At 67.6% G+C, this 15,938-nt stretch carries 12 protein-coding genes; 4 read left to right on the forward strand and 8 right to left on the reverse strand.

Features of this window, described 5'->3' with window-relative positions:
- Positions 1 to 76 precede the first annotated feature (76 nt).
- A complete protein-coding gene (locus BHS09_RS35925; protein ID WP_174258994.1) occupies positions 77 to 694 on the forward strand; it encodes an LURP-one-related family protein in 618 nt (205 codons plus the stop codon).
- Positions 695 to 754: 60 nt separating this feature from the next.
- On the opposite strand, the gene BHS09_RS35930 is transcribed toward BHS09_RS35925, so the two are convergent.
- Positions 755 to 1,618, reverse strand: coding sequence for a class I SAM-dependent methyltransferase (locus BHS09_RS35930; protein WP_140795858.1), 864 nt, complete (start codon positions 1,616 to 1,618; stop codon positions 755 to 757).
- 75 nt (positions 1,619 to 1,693) lie between these two features.
- On the opposite strand from BHS09_RS35930, the gene BHS09_RS35935 reads away from it, so the two are divergent.
- Both BHS09_RS35935 and BHS09_RS35940 read left to right on the forward strand, forming a co-directional pair.
- Positions 1,694 to 2,155 carry a helix-turn-helix domain-containing protein gene (locus BHS09_RS35935; RefSeq protein ID WP_140800313.1) on the forward strand — a complete coding sequence of 154 codons (462 nt, stop codon included), beginning with the start codon at positions 1,694 to 1,696 and terminating at the stop codon, positions 2,153 to 2,155.
- 215 nt (positions 2,156 to 2,370) lie between these two features.
- Positions 2,371 to 3,582, forward strand: a complete 1,212-nt coding sequence (locus BHS09_RS35940) for an acetyltransferase domain-containing protein (protein ID WP_140800314.1) — start codon at positions 2,371 to 2,373, stop codon at positions 3,580 to 3,582.
- 15 nt (positions 3,583 to 3,597) lie between these two features.
- Here the strand turns inward: BHS09_RS35940 and BHS09_RS35945 are convergent, their stop codons facing one another.
- Positions 3,598 to 4,473, reverse strand: coding sequence for a GNAT family N-acetyltransferase (locus BHS09_RS35945; RefSeq protein WP_140795861.1), 876 nt, complete (start codon positions 4,471 to 4,473; stop codon positions 3,598 to 3,600).
- A 149-nt stretch (positions 4,474 to 4,622) separates the two neighbouring features.
- On the opposite strand from BHS09_RS35945, the gene roxA reads away from it, so the two are divergent.
- On the forward strand, positions 4,623 to 6,644 hold the full coding sequence (gene roxA / locus BHS09_RS35950) for a rubber dioxygenase RoxA (protein WP_174259385.1): 2,022 nt from the start codon (positions 4,623 to 4,625) through the stop codon (positions 6,642 to 6,644).
- Positions 6,645 to 6,713: 69 nt separating this feature from the next.
- On the opposite strand, the gene BHS09_RS35955 is transcribed toward roxA, so the two are convergent.
- The 6 genes from BHS09_RS35955 to BHS09_RS35980 all read right to left on the reverse strand — a co-directional run bounded on the left by BHS09_RS35955 (position 6,714) and on the right by BHS09_RS35980 (position 15,919).
- Complete coding sequence (locus BHS09_RS35955) at positions 6,714 to 8,225, reverse strand: ABC transporter substrate-binding protein (protein ID WP_140800315.1); 1,512 nt, start codon at positions 8,223 to 8,225, stop codon at positions 6,714 to 6,716.
- Between the two features lie 509 nt (positions 8,226 to 8,734).
- Positions 8,735 to 10,141: an aldehyde dehydrogenase family protein gene (locus tag BHS09_RS35960; RefSeq protein WP_140800316.1), complete on the reverse strand. Its 1,407-nt coding sequence runs from the start codon at positions 10,139 to 10,141 to the stop codon at positions 8,735 to 8,737.
- 23 nt (positions 10,142 to 10,164) lie between these two features.
- Positions 10,165 to 12,342 (reverse strand): 3-hydroxyacyl-CoA dehydrogenase NAD-binding domain-containing protein, encoded by a 2,178-nt coding sequence (locus tag BHS09_RS35965; RefSeq protein WP_140800317.1) that lies wholly within the window; start codon positions 12,340 to 12,342, stop codon positions 10,165 to 10,167.
- Positions 12,343 to 12,382: 40 nt separating this feature from the next.
- On the reverse strand, positions 12,383 to 13,594 hold the full coding sequence (locus BHS09_RS35970; protein ID WP_140795865.1) for an acetyl-CoA C-acetyltransferase: 1,212 nt from the start codon (positions 13,592 to 13,594) through the stop codon (positions 12,383 to 12,385).
- A 30-nt stretch (positions 13,595 to 13,624) separates the two neighbouring features.
- The gene (locus BHS09_RS35975) at positions 13,625 to 14,773 is read right to left on the reverse strand and encodes an acyl-CoA dehydrogenase family protein (RefSeq protein WP_140800318.1); all 1,149 of its coding nucleotides are present in this window, start codon (positions 14,771 to 14,773) and stop codon (positions 13,625 to 13,627) included.
- 9 nt (positions 14,774 to 14,782) lie between these two features.
- Positions 14,783 to 15,919, reverse strand: coding sequence for an acyl-CoA dehydrogenase family protein (locus tag BHS09_RS35980; RefSeq protein ID WP_140800319.1), 1,137 nt, complete (start codon positions 15,917 to 15,919; stop codon positions 14,783 to 14,785).
- Positions 15,920 to 15,938 lie beyond the last annotated feature (19 nt).

The following is a 15,938-nucleotide window of genomic DNA, read 5'->3' on the forward strand; positions in this document are numbered from 1 at the left end:
CTCGCGGGAATTACCGGGCTCGCAATGAGCGAGTGCCCCGTGCCAGTCACTGGCGACCTTTGCTATGGGTGGCGGAATGTCGACCGCACTCCAGACCCGTCCTCCCAGCCACCTCGCCCCCGGCCGCTTCGGCCAGACGCGCTACATGATTCGCCGCAAGTTCTTCAAGCTGTTCGGCGACGCGTTCCACATCTACGACGAGGCGGGCAACCTCGCCTTCTACTCGAAGCTGAAGGCCTTCAAGTTGAAGGAGGACATCCGCATCTACAGCGACGAGGAGATGCGTGAGGAGCTGCTCACCATCAAGGCGCGCGGCATCCTCGACTTCGGCATGACGTACGACGTGACGGATGCCACCACGGGCGCGCGCGTGGGCGCGCTGCGCCGCAAGGGCCTGCGCTCCCTCCTCCGCGACCAGTGGCTGGTGCTGGACGCGAATGACCAGGAGGTGGGGAAGATTGAAGAGGACAGCATGATGATGGCGCTGGTGCGCCGCTTCCTGACCGCGCTGATTCCCCAGTCCTTCACCGGGACGATGGGCCTCAACCAGGTGCTCGCCTTCCACCAGCGCTTCAACCCGTTCATCCAGAAGATTGATTTGGACTTCTCCATGGACACCGACCGCCAGCTGGACCGGCGGCTCGGCATCGCGGCGGCGGTGCTCATGTGCGCCATCGAGGGCCGGCAGCAGTAGTCCCTGAACCTTCTCCCAGACTGGCGGCGGCGGCCTTCCTTCAGGGAGCCGCCCGTCACGTCACGCCGAGAGGGCCTCAGCGGGAGCGCGAGCTTCGACCCGCCAGCAAGCGGCGGTGAACCGCACCTCGTCGCCGTGCACATAGGGGTTGAAGGCGGCGCGGACGGTTTCGATGACGTGAGTCCGGGTCCTCTCGTCGGCTTCGTGAAGAACGCGACCGAGGGGCCCAAGCCGGGTCACGTACTGGACCAACCCCCGCTCGGGCAGGGTGCAGGTGGCATCAATGGGGTGGATGTCGATGTCCCTCCAGCCGCTCTGCTCCAGGATGCGATGGACCCGGTCCCCATCCGCGAAGGCGAACTGGCCCGGCGCGTTCGGCTGGCGGGCGGGCATGTTTGGAAGGAGGGGCGCCGCGGCCCGCTCGGCGGTCGTCATGAACGGGTTCTCCGAGGGGCTTCGCCAGGCGATGAAGGTCAGCCTGGCATTCTCTCTTGCGGAACGTCTCAGGTTCACGAAGGCCTGGACGGCATCGTCGAAGAACATCACGCCGAAGCGTGAAATCACCATGTCGAAGCGCCCTCGCTCGAAGGCGTGGTGCTCCGCGTTGGCCTCGATGAAGCTGGCGGCCACATGCTCCGCTTCGGCCCGGGCCCGCGCCGCCGCGAGCATGGGTGCGGAGATGTCGATGCCGACGCAGTGTCCCTGGGCACCGAGCCGCCGCGCGACGGCGAGCGTCGTGCTGCCCGTCCCACAGCCCACGTCGAGCACCTGACGCGCGCCGCGGGCTTGGACGGCCTCGACGAGCAAGTCCTCGAACGGCTTGAACATCCCTTCGAGCAGGTCCCGGCTATCGACCCAGGCCTGTCCCGCGGGGCCATTCCAAAGTGCTGCCTGCCCCTCCGGGGGCTGGTGACCAGATGCCATCGCGCGTCTCCCTTCACATGCCTTCAAGAAGTGAAGGCCGTACAGTGCCAGTTCAAGTCGACTTGAGGTCAACAGGTGAGAGACCTGGACATCACCGAGGTTGCCCGGCGCACGGGCGTTCCTGCCTCGACGCTGCGTTTCTATGAGGCAAAGGGCCTGCTCTCCTCGACGGGCAGGCGAGGCCTGCGCCGCCTGTTCAACCCCGACGTGCTGGAGCGGCTCGCACTCATCGCCTTGGGACGCGAAGCCGGCTTCTCACTGGATGAGCTGGCTCGGATGTTCGCGCCGGACGGGCAACCGCGCATTGACCGGGAGCTGCTGACCGCGAAGGCGGAGGAACTCGACAGCACCATCCGGCGGCTGAGCGCCATGCGCGATGGCTTGCGGCACGCGGCGAACTGTCCCGCGCCGAGCCACATGGCATGTCCCAGGTTTCGCCAGCTCCTGGCGGCTGCCACTGCCTCCAGACAAAGGCGGGCGCACGCGCCGCACGGGAGCGAAGGCGGTCGCACGCGCCGCCGGAAGCAAGCTCCATAATCGCCATTGCGTTGCAAATACAAGATAAGAACCATATACTCCTCACCCACGAGGAAGAACGGGGATTCTTCCCGCTGCGTTCCTCCTGCATGTGAGACATCCCCCCTGCCATCCAACGCAGCCCCCAAGGGCGCTACCAGGGCAGCAGGCCAGGGCAAGGAGCGCATGCATGTTCCACGAGCCACCGCGCGGATGGCCTTCTCCCCTCGCTCGCGATGACACAACTCGCTCAGACACCACTCCCCGCCTTCGCCGCCCCTCCCGCTGCCTCGTCGCGTGAGACGGTGGGCTCCAAGGGCCGCCGCATCGTCGGCATCGACGCCCTCCGAGGGCTGGTCATGGCGCTGATGATTGTCGACCACGTGCGGGAGTACTTCTACCTGCACGCCCAGGTGAGCGACCCGGTGGTGATATCCACCACGCCGCCCAGCCTCTTCTTCACGCGGTTCGCCGCGCACCTCTGCGCGCCCGTGTTCGTCATCCTGACGGGCGTGGCGGCCTGGCTCTACGGCCAGCGGCACGGAGGGCGCAAAGCGGCCTCCAGCTTCCTGTTCAAGCGCGGCCTCTTCCTGCTCGTGCTGGAGCTGACCGTCATCAACTTCGCCTGGACCTTCACGCTCCTGCCCCGGACCTATTACTTCCAGGTCATCGGCGCGATTGGCCTGTCGATGATGGTGCTGTCCGCCCTGCTCTACCTGCCACGACCCGTGCTGCTCACCTTCGCGCTGCTCGTGATTTTCGGCCACAACCTGCTCGACCCGATTCACTTCGAAGCAGGCCAGCCGGGACAGGCCCTGTGGGCGCTGCTGCATGACCGGGGCTTCATCGCCCTTCCCTGGGGCGCGCAGCTCAAGACGTCCTACCCCGTCCTGCCGTGGATGGGCGTCATCGCCCTGGGCTTCGCGGTAGGGCCGTGGTTCTCGTCCCAGGTCGCCCCAGCGGCGAGGCGCCGCCGCCTGCTGCTGGCGTCAGCATCCTCGGTGGGCCTCTTCGTGCTGCTGCGGCTCATCAACATCTACGGCGAGCCCCTGCCGTGGTCGCCCGGCGCTACGCCGATGGAAACGGCCATGTCCTTCGTCAATCTGACGAAGTACCCGCCGTCGCTCGACTTCCTGCTGCTGACACTCGGCGTGGGCGCGGGCCTGCTGGCGCTGCTGGACAAGGCGCCTGCGTCACTGACATCCACCCTGGCGGTGTTCGGCGCCGCGCCGCTGTTCTTCTACGTCGTCCACCTGTACCTGCTGCACGCGATGAACAAGCTCGCGCTGTTCACCTTCGGCCCCAACCAGGGCGCGCTGTTCAGCCTGCCGAACGTCGGCGAACTCTGGCTCATGGCGCTGCTGACCACGGTGCCCATGTGGTTCGCCTGCCGCGCCTTCGCCGCGCTGAAGGCCCGCTCCTCCAGTCCCTGGATGAGCTACCTCTGACAATCGGCCCTGGGCTCAGGTCCGCGCCATGACGGGAAGGAGGTTCGCCTCACGTGGGGACGTCAGTCCCCGCACGAACAGGTCCGCCTCCGTGTCCTCGCCCGCCTCCACCGCGCCGGGCCACCAGCGCTCCGGCGTGAAGCCGAACTGGATGGACGAAATCGGCCGGTCGATGAGCCGCGGCAGCGCCGCCCGTAAATCAAAGGGCGCACGCGCGAAGATGTCGTCGACGAACAGCGTCTCGCCCTCCACCTCCGCGAACACCCAGGCCTCGTCGCTCAGGGCGCGCAGTGGCCGCGCGAACCCATTCGCCGCATACCAACTGGCGATAGAGGCCGTGCCCCGCGCGCCGAAGCGCTCCGTCACCGGCAACCCCTCGTCAGAGAGCATTCGGAGCCGCGCCCGCACGTCCGCCTCCGCCAGGTCGAGCCGCGGCGCCGCTGTCCCTCCCGGCCGCGCCATGTGCGAGGCGGAGAACAGCGTCTGGCGCCGGGGCTCGAAGCCGAAGCGCGGGTAGAACTCCAGCACGCTCTTGTTGGCGAACAGCAGCACGGGCGCGTCACCACAGTGCGCCAGCGCCGCGTTCATCACCTCGCGCGCCAACCCCCGCCCGCGCTCGGAAGGCAGGCTCCCCACGGCGCCCAGCTGGTAACCCGTCACCTCCCGGCCTTCGAGCAACAACCGCATCCGCGTCACCGAGGCATTGGCCAAAACCCGGCCGTCCTCCACCACCGCGAACGCGCGGTAGTCGTCATTCCATTCACCCCACTGCGTCCAACGCCGGAAGTCGGCGCGAGTGAAGACTTGCGGCACGTAGTCGCAGAACGCGGCCTGGAGCCCCGAGTTGCCGGGCCCGATTTCAGTGACGGAGGGAACGCGCTTCGAAGCCATCCATCCACCCTACGCGATTCCCACCAGCCGCCAACGGACGCGAGCCCGCACCGGGAATCCCTAACGCGCTGCGTATTGTGAGCCTTCACCCGGAAGCCTACTGGTTGCTTGTTGTCACCACGCCAATAAGCAACTGGAGGGTTGCGCGCATGCGACTGCATTGGAGTCGTCCGTTGGCCGTTTCGAGTACCTTGCTCTGGGCCATCAGCGCGGGGCCGGCAGCAGCGGAGCCGTTGCCGCTGTTGGACATGACGCCCCTTCGCGCGCCCTTCGCGGCGGCGTGCCAGGGGAAACCGGATTCCACACCGCTACCGGTGGACCCACGCACCCTGGTGGTTCCCGGCGTCAACAAGCCCGGCGCCGCGGTGCAGTTCAACGCCTACTGGGTGGACCTGCACTCACCGCCGCCGCCGTTCGTCTCCAACCTGCCACCCAACCCGAAGAACTGCGGCGAGTTCCGCGCGAGCGCCCACCGTGGCCGGGTGAACATCGAGACGCGCGCCTATTTCCAGCCCTTCACGACGTCACTGGCCTACTACAACATGTATCTCCAATGGGGCTACCTCTTCCGCCCCTCGGACTTCGACGAGCAGGTCATCAACCGCTTCGGGCTCTCGAAGGCGCCGTTCCGCAATCCCTACCCGATGCCGTGGGAGAACCCCAACCTCACCAACGGAGGCAGCGGTCAGCTCCCACTGGGGCTCGTGCAGGAGCGAGATTCCAATGGCCGCTTCACGGGGATGATTGCCTCCAGTTGCTCGGGCTGCCACGACTCGAAGCTGGGCAACGACCAGGAATCCTCCTTCGTCTGGGGACGCTCCACGGACGCCAGCGATCCGGGCCTCATCCAGTCCGACATGTTCCGCTCCACCGTCGTGGGCAACGTGTTCCAGATTGTGCCCGTGCCCTGGAGCGTGGGCCGCGGCATGAGTGACGCCATCGGCATCGTCGACCTGCTGCCCGCCCTCTTCGACATGGACTCCCTGGCGCTGGCCCCCAGCCTGCTGGAGTACTTCCCCACGCACGCGGGTGGCATGTCCCGCGCGCCCAACTGGTGGTACCGCGCCTTCAAGACGCGCCAGTTCTGGGACGGCGCGCTCACGTCGGACAACGTCCGCTCGGAGATGGCGTTCGGCGTCGCGAACATCGGCCGCTCGGCCTCGGAGCGCCGCGCGCTCACCGCGGAGTTCGAGGACAACGACAACTTCTTCCTCTCGCTCTCGCCCCCCACCTACCCCAAGCCCATCAACACCGCGCTCGCCGAACGCGGCGCCATCCTCTTCCACGAGCGCGACCTCTGGGCCAATGGCGCCAACGCCAACATCCCGAAGACGCCCGGCAACGGCTCGTGCGCGAGCTGCCACGGCGTCTACGCGCCGCGCTACGCGGCCAACCCCGCCTACCTGCCGGACCCGCGCCTCAAGGGCATCTCCGGCGTCATCACGCCCATTGAGACCATCCGGACGGACCCGGCCCGCAAGGACCTGATGGCGGACGAGCGCAAGCGCCGGGCCTGGAACACGTCCTTCCTGGCCTACAACGACATGCACCCCGACCACGGGCCCTTCTACGACGACCCCATCATGAGCGCCCTGCGCCGCGTGCCGCGTGCCGCGTATGACCGGGGGGTGGGGCCCATCTACTCGCCCGAAGGGCCGAACATCTGGATTGAGCCGTTCGGCTACATCGCGCCGCCGCTCTACGGCGCGTGGGCCTCCGCGCCCTACCTCCACAACAGCAGCGTGCCCACCCTGTGGGACGTGCTGAAGCCGTCGGACCGCCCGAAGGTGTGGCAGCGCCAGCAGACGGAGCCCAACAACCGGGGAACCAACGCCGGCTACGCCATGGACTTCGCGGCGTACGACTTCAACAAGCTCGGCTGGAAGGTGACGCGCCTGGCCTGCGGCGACGTGCCCAGCAGGGACCCGTTCATCCCCTGCAGCCAGCACATGGCGACCATCGACATCGCCTTCGCCAACATCGCCAACGTGGTGGCCAACTACAACTCGCTGGCCTACCAGTCACCGCCGCCCATCACCCAGAAGCAGATTCGCTCGCGGATGATTTTCAACTCGCACCTCTACGGGCTCGGCAACGAAGGCCATGACTTCAACCAGTCGCTCACGGACGACGAGCGCTGGGCCATCATCGAATACATGAAGACGCTCTGACTCGCTGAAGCGATGCGGCTCGTGAGGAAGGAAGGGAGCGGGCTCCCTTCCTTCCCAGGACTTCAGCGGCTACGGGCTGAACATGCCGGTGAGCACGCTGGCGCGGCCTCGAGGCAGCGAGCGCTTGAACGGGCTCGTCGCGAGGCTCGAGCCGGGCTGGTACCAGCTCTGGATCTCCGCGAAGTACGTCTGGCCCGCCCGCAGCACGTCCGGGGGCAGGTACACGCTCTGGAGATCCGTGTGCAGCACCGCCACGCGCGTCGCGGTGGTGGAACCGTTGCTCGCGCCCAGCCGGTAGATGTTCACCACGTAGTTCGTGGCCGTTCCGACCAGCGGCTTCGACCAGCGCAGCGAGGCGTCGGTCCCCACGCCCGTGAGGTTCTGGAATGCGCCGCGCGTGTTCACCTGGGGCGCCTGCACCGGCCCGACGAGGGGCTGCACGGGCGCGGCGGTGAACGCGCTCGCCTCTTGCTCCACGCGGATGTCCACGCTCATGGTGTAGGGCGTCGCGGTTCCCAGCGCGTAGCTCTTCGTGAAGCCCGCGACTGCGAACGCCACCTTCTGCCACGTCGCCGGGAGCGGGTTGTTGTAGGTCATGCTCCCCGTGACGATGTCGGTCCGCTGCGTGTCAGGATTGAGCTTCACGAGCAGTGGCGGCCCGCTGATGGACGCGAGCGCCGAGCTCAGCGCGGCCGGCCGGGCGGACATCCAGATCTCGTTGTACGTGCTGACCGCGTCCGGGTTCACCTGGGTGCGAATGGCTTCGAAGGCCGAGCGTCTCCAGTCCACCGCGAAGGTGCCTGTCGCGACGGGCTGGGTGAAGGTTCCGCTGACGGTGACGGGCTGGCCCTCCACCTGCGTCATGCTCGTATCGAGCACCTTGTGCATCGCGCGGTAGGGCACTCCATTCGCGCTCGTCTGCAACCGCATCTGCGCCAGCGAGAACACATCCCCGCGGCTGCTGTCGAGCAGCACCGGGTTGAGCATGTTGGCGTAATCGAAGCTCAGCCCGGAGAGCGACGTGGCGCCCGCCAGGGGGCGCCCCGTGGCGCTGCCGTCGATGTAGCCGAACGCGCCCGGGTTCAACGAATACATGTCCAGGAAGTCCCCCGGCTGCCAGGGAGACAGGCCGGTGGCGGACACCATCACGGGAGTGGGCAGCGAGGCGAAGGTGCCATCGCGTCCCCACTCCGTGGAGCCCAGATCGAACGCGCGGCCGGTGCTCACCAGGTAGCGCGAGCCCAGCTTCAGGTAGATGCGGCCGGAAGGGACGTTCGGCACGGAGATGGTGCCGTCCGCGGAGCCCGTGCCCGGATAGGCCGTGAACGCCCCGGTCGTTGAGTCCCGCATGTATGCCACCACCGACGTGGCGGACTGGTCGTATGGCTTCGTCTCGTTGCCCGACGTGGCGACGAAGGTGACCGGGCTGGTACCGGTGACATGGGTGACCAGGCCCTGGGCGACCTGGGAGGTCGCGTCCGTCGACACGGAGGAGTCCACCGCCTCTGCCTCGTCGAGCCCTGCGCAGCCGACCCCTGTCATGCCGACCAAAAGCCCGAGGGAAATCAATGACATATTCATTGTGAAGACAACCCTTTCGGCGACGCCCTGAATGGCGCTGCGCAGGGAGATTCATACCGGGCCGATCTGACATTTCCGGGAGCGCTTCGATTCCAAATTTCCTTAGGGGCTGTGAAAGCAAACGCGCTTGTCGGCAGGTGAGCCCGGCAACGGACTCCGTGATGACTGGCGCCATCCGCCTGGTGACTGCGGTCACCGCCGGGGGCCTGGAGCGCGTTGCGTGGTGCCATCCCCTCGCTGAGAAATCCACGACTTGCCAAGGCCCGCCTGGGCGGCATGCATCCGCTTCCGGTTTACTCCTACAGCTGGAGTTTGAGTCGCGCTCCTCGGGCCCGATAGTGACATTGCATGGCGACGGCTTGGTGGTGGCGTCGCCAGCGACTCCAGGCCAAAACGTGCGCGAGTGGAGCCACGGTCCGTGCCGTACTCCCCAGCAGAATGGCGAAAGTCGAGTCTGAGCGCGGGCGCCGGCCTCCTGGAGCATCCGCCAGGAGGCCGCGACCTTCGCGTCACAGGAAGCGTTTGAAGAGGTCCAGCTTCCCTGTGTAGGGCGGGTAGCGCAGCTTCATGTCGAGCAGGAAGGGCCGCTTCACCACGCCCTTGCGGTGGCTGAAGGCGTCGAAGCTGGCCTGGCCGTGGTAGCCGCCGGTGCCGGACTCCCCCACGCCTCCGAAAGACAGGCCCTTCGCCGCGAAGTGGACGCACACGTCGTTGGCCACCGCGCCGCCGCTCGACGTCTCCGTGAGGACGCGCTCGTTCACCGCCGCGTCCTTGGAGAAGGTGTAGAGCGCCAGCGGCTTCGGCCTCGCGCGGACGAAGCGGATGGCCTCGTCGATGCTCGGACAGTCCACCAGCGGCAGCAGGGGCCCGAAAATCTCCTCCTGCATCAGCGGGCTGGACAGCGGCGCGTCGGTGATGACGGTGGGCGCGAAGAAGCGGCTGTCCGCGTCCCGCTCACCGCCAAATGCCACGGTCCCGTCCTGCGCCAGCTTCGAGACGCGCTCGAAGTGCCGCGAACTGATGAGGCGGCCATAGTCGCGGCTCTCACGCGTGTTCGCGCCGTAGAAGCCGGTGACGGCCTTCTGGACCAGCTCCGTGAAGCGGCCCTTGAGCTCGGGCGGAATGAGCACATAGTCCGGGGCGATGCAGGTCTGCCCGGCGTTGAGGTACTTGCCCCAGGCGATGCGGCGCGCGGTGACTTCCAGGTCCGCGCTCTTGTCGATGATGCAGGGGCTCTTGCCGCCCAGCTCCAGCACGGTGGGCGTCAGGTGCTTCGCCGCGGCTTCCGCCACCACCCGGCCCACCTGGGGGCCGCCGGTGAAGAAGATGAGGTCCCAGCGCTCGTCGAGCAGGGCCCGGCTCACCTCCGCGCCGCCCTCCACGACGGCGACGACGTCCTCGGGGAAGGCTTCTTTCAGCATCCGCGCGAGCACGGCGGACGTCGCCGGGGACAGCTCGCTGGGCTTCAGCACGGCGGTACAGCCCGCAGCGAGCGCCCCGATGAGCGGAGCAATCGCCAACTGATAGGGGTAGTTCCACGGGGAGATGATGAGCGTCACGCCCAGCGGGTCCGAGTACTGCCAGACGCGCGCGGGTTGGATGGCGAGCGGCGCCGCCCCCTTGCGCGGCGCCATCCACGCCTTCACGTTCTTCAGCGCGTCCTTCAGCTCCCCGTAGATGCTGCCCACCTCCGTGAGGTAGGCCTCCTCGGGGCTCTTGGAGAGGTCCGACTGCAGGGCGGCGAGAATCTCCGCCTCGTACTTGCGTGCAACCCGTTCGAGCACCTGCAACTGCTCCCGTCGCCACGCCAACGGCAGCGTGGCACGGGTCTCGAAACGGGCTCGCTGCTTCTCGACGAGCGCCTTCGCATCGAACGAAGGTGGAACGGCGGCGAGACGGCTGGAGCCCTGACTCATCGGACCTCTCCTTGTGTGAACTGCTACTTCAAGAGTTCGCCTCGTTCGGCCTTCTCGACGAGCGACGCCGGCGGCTCGAAGTGCGCGCCGTAGCGCTGCGCGAGCTCACGCGCGCGGGCGATGAAGCCCCGCGGCCCGTTGCCCGTCCGTCCCTCGTAGCCGTTGATGAACTGCGCCACGCCGCCCGTCCACGCAGGGAAGCCGATGCCGAGGATGGAGCCGATGTTCGCGTCCGCGGCGGAGCGCAGCACGCCCTCGTCGAAGCAGCGCACCGTGTCGATGGCCTCGGCGAACAACATCCGCTCCTTCATGTCCTCGAAGGGGATGGTGTGGCCGGGCCTGGTGAAGTGCTGCGCCAGTCCCGCCCACAGGCCCGTGCGCTTGCCGTCCACGTAGTCGTAGAACCCGCCGCCCGTGGAGCGGCCCTTGCGCTGGTGCTGGTCAATCAGCGCGTCCATCACGGCGTAGCTGCTGTGCTCCGCCCAGGGCTTGCCCTCCGCCAGGGTGGCCGCCTTCGTCTCCTGACGAATCTTGCGCGGCAGCGTCAGCGTGAGTTCGTCCACCAGTTGGAGCGGGGCGGCGGGGTAGCCCGCCTGGAGGCCCGCCTGCTCGATGGAGGCGGGCGAGATGCCCTCACCCACCATGGCGATGGCCTCGTTGAGGAAGGTGCCGATGACGCGGCTGGTGAAGAAGCCCCGGCTGTCGTTGACGACGATGGGCGTCTTCCCAATCTGCACCGCGATGTCGATGGCCTTCGCGAGCGTGGCGTCGCTCGTCTTCTTGCCCGCGATGAGCTCCAGCAGCGGCATCTTGTCCACGGGGGAGAAGAAGTGCATGCCCACGAAGTCCTCCGTCCGCTTCACGCCCTCGGCGAGCACGGAGATGGGCAGCGTGGACGTATTGGACCCGAGCACCGCGTCCGGGGCGACCACGTCCTGGACCTCCTGGAAGACCTGGTGCTTGAGCTTCACATCCTCGAACACGGCCTCGATGACGAGGTCACACCCCTTGAGGGCGGCGGCGTCCGCGGTGGGCGTGATTCGCGCCAGCAGCGCGTCACCCTTCTCCTTCGTGGACTTGCCCTTCTGGATGGCCTTCTCCACCAGCTTGACGGAGTACTCCTTGCCCTTCTCCGCCGACGCGAGGCTCACGTCCTTGAGCACCACGTCGATGCCAGCCTTGGCGCAGACGTAGGCGATGCCCGCGCCCATCATCCCCGCGCCCAGCACGCCCACCTTCTTCGCGGTGTGCTGCGGGTAGTCCTTGGGACGGCCGCCACCGGAGTTGATGTGCTGCATGTCGAAAAAGAACGCCTGAATCATGTTCTTCGCGACCTGCCCCGTGACGAGCTCGGTGAAGTAGCGCGACTCCACGGTGAACGCGGTGTCCACGTCCACCTGCGTGCTCTCCACCGCCGTGGCCATGATGGCGCGGGGCGCCGGCATGTTCGCGCCCTTGAGCTGCTTGCGCAGGTTCGCGGGGAACGCGGGCAGGTTCGCCGCCAGCCCCGGAGACGACGGCGTGCCACCCGGAATCTTGTAGCCCTTCTGGTCCCACGGCTGCTGCGCGGTGGGATTGGCCTTCACCCACGCCTTGGCCGCGGGCAGGAGCGCCTCCACGGAGTCCACCACCTCGTGGACCAGGCCGGCCTCCTTCGCCTCCTGCGGACGGTAGCGCTGGCCCTGGAGCAGCACCTTCATCAGCGCGTCCACGATGCCCAGCATCCGCACCGTGCGCACCACGCCGCCGCCACCGGGCAAGAGGCCCAGCGTGACCTCCGGCAGGCCCACCTGGGCGCCCTTCACGTCCGCGATGATGCGGCGGTGGCACGCGAGCGCGATCTCCAGCCCGCCGCCCAGCGCCGCGCCGTTGATGGCCGCGACCACGGGCTTGCCCAGCGTCTCCAGCGTGCGCAGCTGCGCCTTGATTTCCTGCCCCAGCTCGAAGGACTGCTTCGCGTCCTCCTTACGCACCTTCAGCAGGTCCTTCAAATCACCACCGGCGAAGAACGTCTTCTTCGCGGAGGTGAGGATGACACCGGTGAGGGTGTCCTTCTCCTTGACCAACCGGTCCACCGTCGCGCGCATGGACTTCAGATACGCGGCGTTCATGGTGTTCGCGGACTGGTTCGGGTCATCCAACGTCAAGACGACGATGCCGTCGGCGTCCTTGTCCCAGCGGATGGTGTTCTGCTCGCTCATGGGGTTCGCTCGAATCCTATCGAAGTGTTGGAAGAGAAGCTCAGACGCGTTCGATGAGGGTGGCCACGCCCATGCCACCACCCACGCACAAGGTGATGACCGCGCGGCGCGCCTTGCGTCGCTCCAGCTCGTCCACCATCGTCCCCAGAATCATCGCGCCCGTGGCACCCAGCGGGTGCCCCATGGCGATGGCGCCGCCGTTCACGTTCAGCTTCTCATCCGGAATGCCGAGGTCCTTCTGGTACTTGAGCACCACCGAGGCGAAGGCCTCGTTGAGTTCGAACAGGTCGATGTCCTTCACCGACAGGCCGGCAATCTCCAGCAGCTTCCGGGTGGCCGGAATCGGACCGGTGAGCATGATGGTGGGGTCCGAGCCGGACGTGGCCACCGCGGCGATGCGCGCGCGCGGCGTGAGCCCCAGCGACTTGCCCACCTGCTCCGAGCCGATGAGCACCAGCGCCGCGCCGTCCACGATGCCCGACGAGTTGCCCGGCGTGTGGACGTGCTCGATGCGCTCCACGAAGTGATACTTCTGCAGGGCCACCGCGTCGAAGCCGCCCGCCTCGCCCATGACGGTGAAGGACGGGTTGAGCTTGCCGAGCGACGCCACGGTGGAGTCCGGGCGCATGAGCTCATCGTGGTCCAGCACGGTGAGGCCGTTCTGGTCCACCACCGGGACGACGGAGTTCTTGAAGTACCCGCCGGCCCACGCCTGGGCCGCCAGCTGCTGCGAACGGGCCGCGTAGCGGTCCACGTCCTCGCGCGTGAAGCCCTCGATGGTGGCGATGAGGTCCGCGGAGATGCCCTGCGGGACGAAGTAGGTGTCGAAGTTGGTGGCCGGGTCCATGGCCCAGGCGCCGCCGTCCGAGCCCATGGGCACGCGCGACATGCTCTCCACGCCGCCCGCGATGACCAGGTGCTCCCAGCCCGAGCGCACCTGCTGGGCGGCCATGTTCACCGCCGTGAGGCCGGACGCGCAGAAGCGGTTGAGCTGCACGCCGCCCACCGTCTCCGGCAGCCCCGCGGCCAGCACCAGGGTACGAGCGATGTCCGCGCCCTGCTCCCCCACGGGCGACACGACGCCGAGCACCACGTCGTCGATGCGCTTGGGGTCCAGGTTCGGGTGGCGCTTCTTGAGCGCGTCCACCAGGCCGGTGAGCAGCGTGATGGGCTTGGTGCCGTGCAGCGCGCCTTTCCTACCCTTGCCGCGAGGGGTCCGGACGGCGTCGAAGATGAATGCTTCCTGGCTCACGAAGAGCCTCCTTGGGACGGGGATGTGGGTCTACAGGGAACGGGCGACGAGCTCTTTCATGACCTCGTTCGCGCCGGCAAGGATTCGCAGCACACGCGTGTCCGCGAACAGGTGGGCGATGGGGTACTCCTTCATGTACCCGTACCCTCCGAACAACTGCAAGCAACGGTCGGCGACGATGCACGCCTGGTCCGTCACCCAATACTTCGCCATGGCCGCCGTCGTCACATCCAACCCACCCTCCAGGTGCGACACGATGCAGTCGTCGATGAAGGTGCGACACACCCGCCGCAGCGTGGCGACCTCCGCCAGCTCGAAGCGAGTGTTCTGGAGGGCGAAGAGCGGCTTTCCGAACACCTGGCGTTGTTTCGTGTATTCGACCGTCACGTCCATGGCCCGCTCCAGGCTGGCCATCGCGATGAGCGCCGTGCTCAGCCGCTCCTGGGGGAGCTGCTGCATCAACTGGACGAAGCCCCGGCCCTCCTCGCCGCCCAGCAGGTCGCTGGCGGGGACCTTCAGGTCGTCGAAGAACAGCTCCGTCGTGTCCTGTCCCTTGCCGCCCAGCTTCTCCAGGATGCGCCCGCGCTCGAAGCCCGGCGTCGTGTCGGAGACCTCGGCACACAGCAGGGAGATGCCCGCATGGCCCTTCGCGTCCCCCGTGCGCACGGCGATGATGAGGAAGTCACACACGCGGCCGTTGGAGATGAACGTCTTCGAGCCACTCACCCGGTAGAAGTCACCGTCACGTACCGCGCGGGTGGAGATGGCCTGGAGGTCGGAGCCCGTCCCCGGCTCCGTCATGGCGATGGCGCCCACCCACTCGCCGCTGGCGAGCTTGGGCAGCCACTTCTTCTTCTGGGCCTCGGACGCGTAGGCCAGCACGTAGTGCGCGACGATGGTGCAATGCACCGCGAAGCCCATGGACGGGTCGCCCGCGCGGACCTGCTCCTCGATGAGGACGGCCTCGTGGGCGAAGGTGCCGCCGCCTCCGCCGTAGGCCTCCGGGATGGACATGCACAAGAGCCCCAGCTCGCCCGCCCGGCGGTACAGCGCCTTGTCCGGGTACCCCTGCTCCACGTGCTTGGGGACGTTGGGGAGGACTTCCTTCGTGAAGTAGCTGGCCGCGAGCGCGCGGACCTGCTCGAGCTCGGGTGAGCCCCATCGGGTTGTCGCCGTCATGTCCGCCTCCTAGAGCCCGAACGTCTTGCCGATGATGTCGCGCTGGATTTCGCTGGTGCCGCCGTACACAGTGGAAATCACCGTGGCGCGCAGGTGCGACTCCATGTCGTATTCGGTCGCGTAGCCGTAGCCGCCCATCATCTGCACGCCCTCGAGCGCCACGCGCTTGGCCGTCTCCGTCGTCTTCAGCTTCGCCATCGACGCCTCGCGCGGAAGCATCCGCTCCGGGGCCTCGTCCGCCATCGCCGCCACGCGGTAGATGAGCAACTCACAGCAATCCAGCTCCGTGGCCAGGTCCGCGATGCGGTGCTTGAGCGCCTGGAAGGAGCCAATGGCCTTGCCGAACTGCTTGCGCTCCTTCACGTAGGCCACCGCGTCGTCGAACGCGCGCCGGCCCCGGCCCAGCATGGTGGCCGCCAGGATGAGGCGCTCGCTGTTGAGCCCCGACATCACCTGGGGCCACGCCTGGTCCACGCGGCCCACCACGGCGCCCTCCGGCAGGAAGCAGTCGGTGAAGTAGACGTCGTTGACGTCCTTGCCGTTGAGCGTGGGGATGCCGCGAATCTCCACGCCCGCCATGCCCGTGGGGACGCAGAACATGGTGAGGCCCTCGTGCCGGGAGCCCGCCTGCGTGCGCGCCACCAGCAGCACGTGGTCCGCGAGGTGCGCGTTGGAGCACCACGTCTTCTGCCCGTTGATGATGAAGCCCCCGTCGACCCGCTTCGCGCGGCAGGCGATGGCGGCGACGTCGGAGCCCGCGCCCGGTTCCGAGATGGCAATGGCCTCCACGCGGCCCCGGACGATGCCGCCCAGCACCTTCTCGCGCTGAGCCTGCGTCCCGAACTTCGCGTAGGGCCCGGCGGCGACGGCCGTGGTGACGTACCCGCCCACCGGCGCGAGCCCATACGCGGTGCGCTCCGCGAAGAGGCAGACCTCCGACAGTCCTCCGCCCGAGCCGCCATATTCCGGCGAGATTCCCACGCCGAGCCAGCCCAGCTCGGCCATCTGCGCGTAGAGCGCGCGGTGGTGGAATTCAGCGCCGTGCTGGGTCAGCGCATCACGCTGCGCGCGGGTGCCCGTCCTGTCACGACAGAAGGCGTCGATGGCGTCGGCGAACGACGCTTGCTCCGAAGTTCTCGCATGCATGGGGGCTCTGGGGGGAGAC

Source organism: Myxococcus xanthus (assembly GCF_006402735.1).
Lineage (GTDB): Bacteria > Myxococcota > Myxococcia > Myxococcales > Myxococcaceae > Myxococcus > Myxococcus xanthus_A.

What these genes read in the sequence shown, in the direction of transcription:
- BHS09_RS35940 (WP_140800314.1), top strand. Translation starts at nt 2,371, where the DNA reads ATGACACAACTCGCTCAGACACCACTCCCCGCCTTCGCCGCCCCTCCC.
- BHS09_RS35945 (WP_140795861.1), bottom strand. Translation starts at nt 4,473, where the DNA reads ATGGCTTCGAAGCGCGTTCCCTCCGTCACTGAAATCGGGCCCGGCAAC.
- roxA (WP_174259385.1), top strand. Translation starts at nt 4,623, where the DNA reads ATGCGACTGCATTGGAGTCGTCCGTTGGCCGTTTCGAGTACCTTGCTC.
- BHS09_RS35960 (WP_140800316.1), bottom strand. Translation starts at nt 10,141, where the DNA reads ATGAGTCAGGGCTCCAGCCGTCTCGCCGCCGTTCCACCTTCGTTCGAT.
- BHS09_RS35930 (WP_140795858.1), bottom strand. Translation starts at nt 1,618, where the DNA reads ATGGCATCTGGTCACCAGCCCCCGGAGGGGCAGGCAGCACTTTGGAAT.
- BHS09_RS35975 (WP_140800318.1), bottom strand. Translation starts at nt 14,773, where the DNA reads ATGACGGCGACAACCCGATGGGGCTCACCCGAGCTCGAGCAGGTCCGC.
- BHS09_RS35925 (WP_174258994.1), top strand. Translation starts at nt 77, where the DNA reads ATGTCGACCGCACTCCAGACCCGTCCTCCCAGCCACCTCGCCCCCGGC.
- BHS09_RS35980 (WP_140800319.1), bottom strand. Translation starts at nt 15,919, where the DNA reads ATGCATGCGAGAACTTCGGAGCAAGCGTCGTTCGCCGACGCCATCGAC.
- BHS09_RS35965 (WP_140800317.1), bottom strand. Translation starts at nt 12,342, where the DNA reads ATGAGCGAGCAGAACACCATCCGCTGGGACAAGGACGCCGACGGCATC.
- BHS09_RS35955 (WP_140800315.1), bottom strand. Translation starts at nt 8,225, where the DNA reads ATGAATATGTCATTGATTTCCCTCGGGCTTTTGGTCGGCATGACAGGG.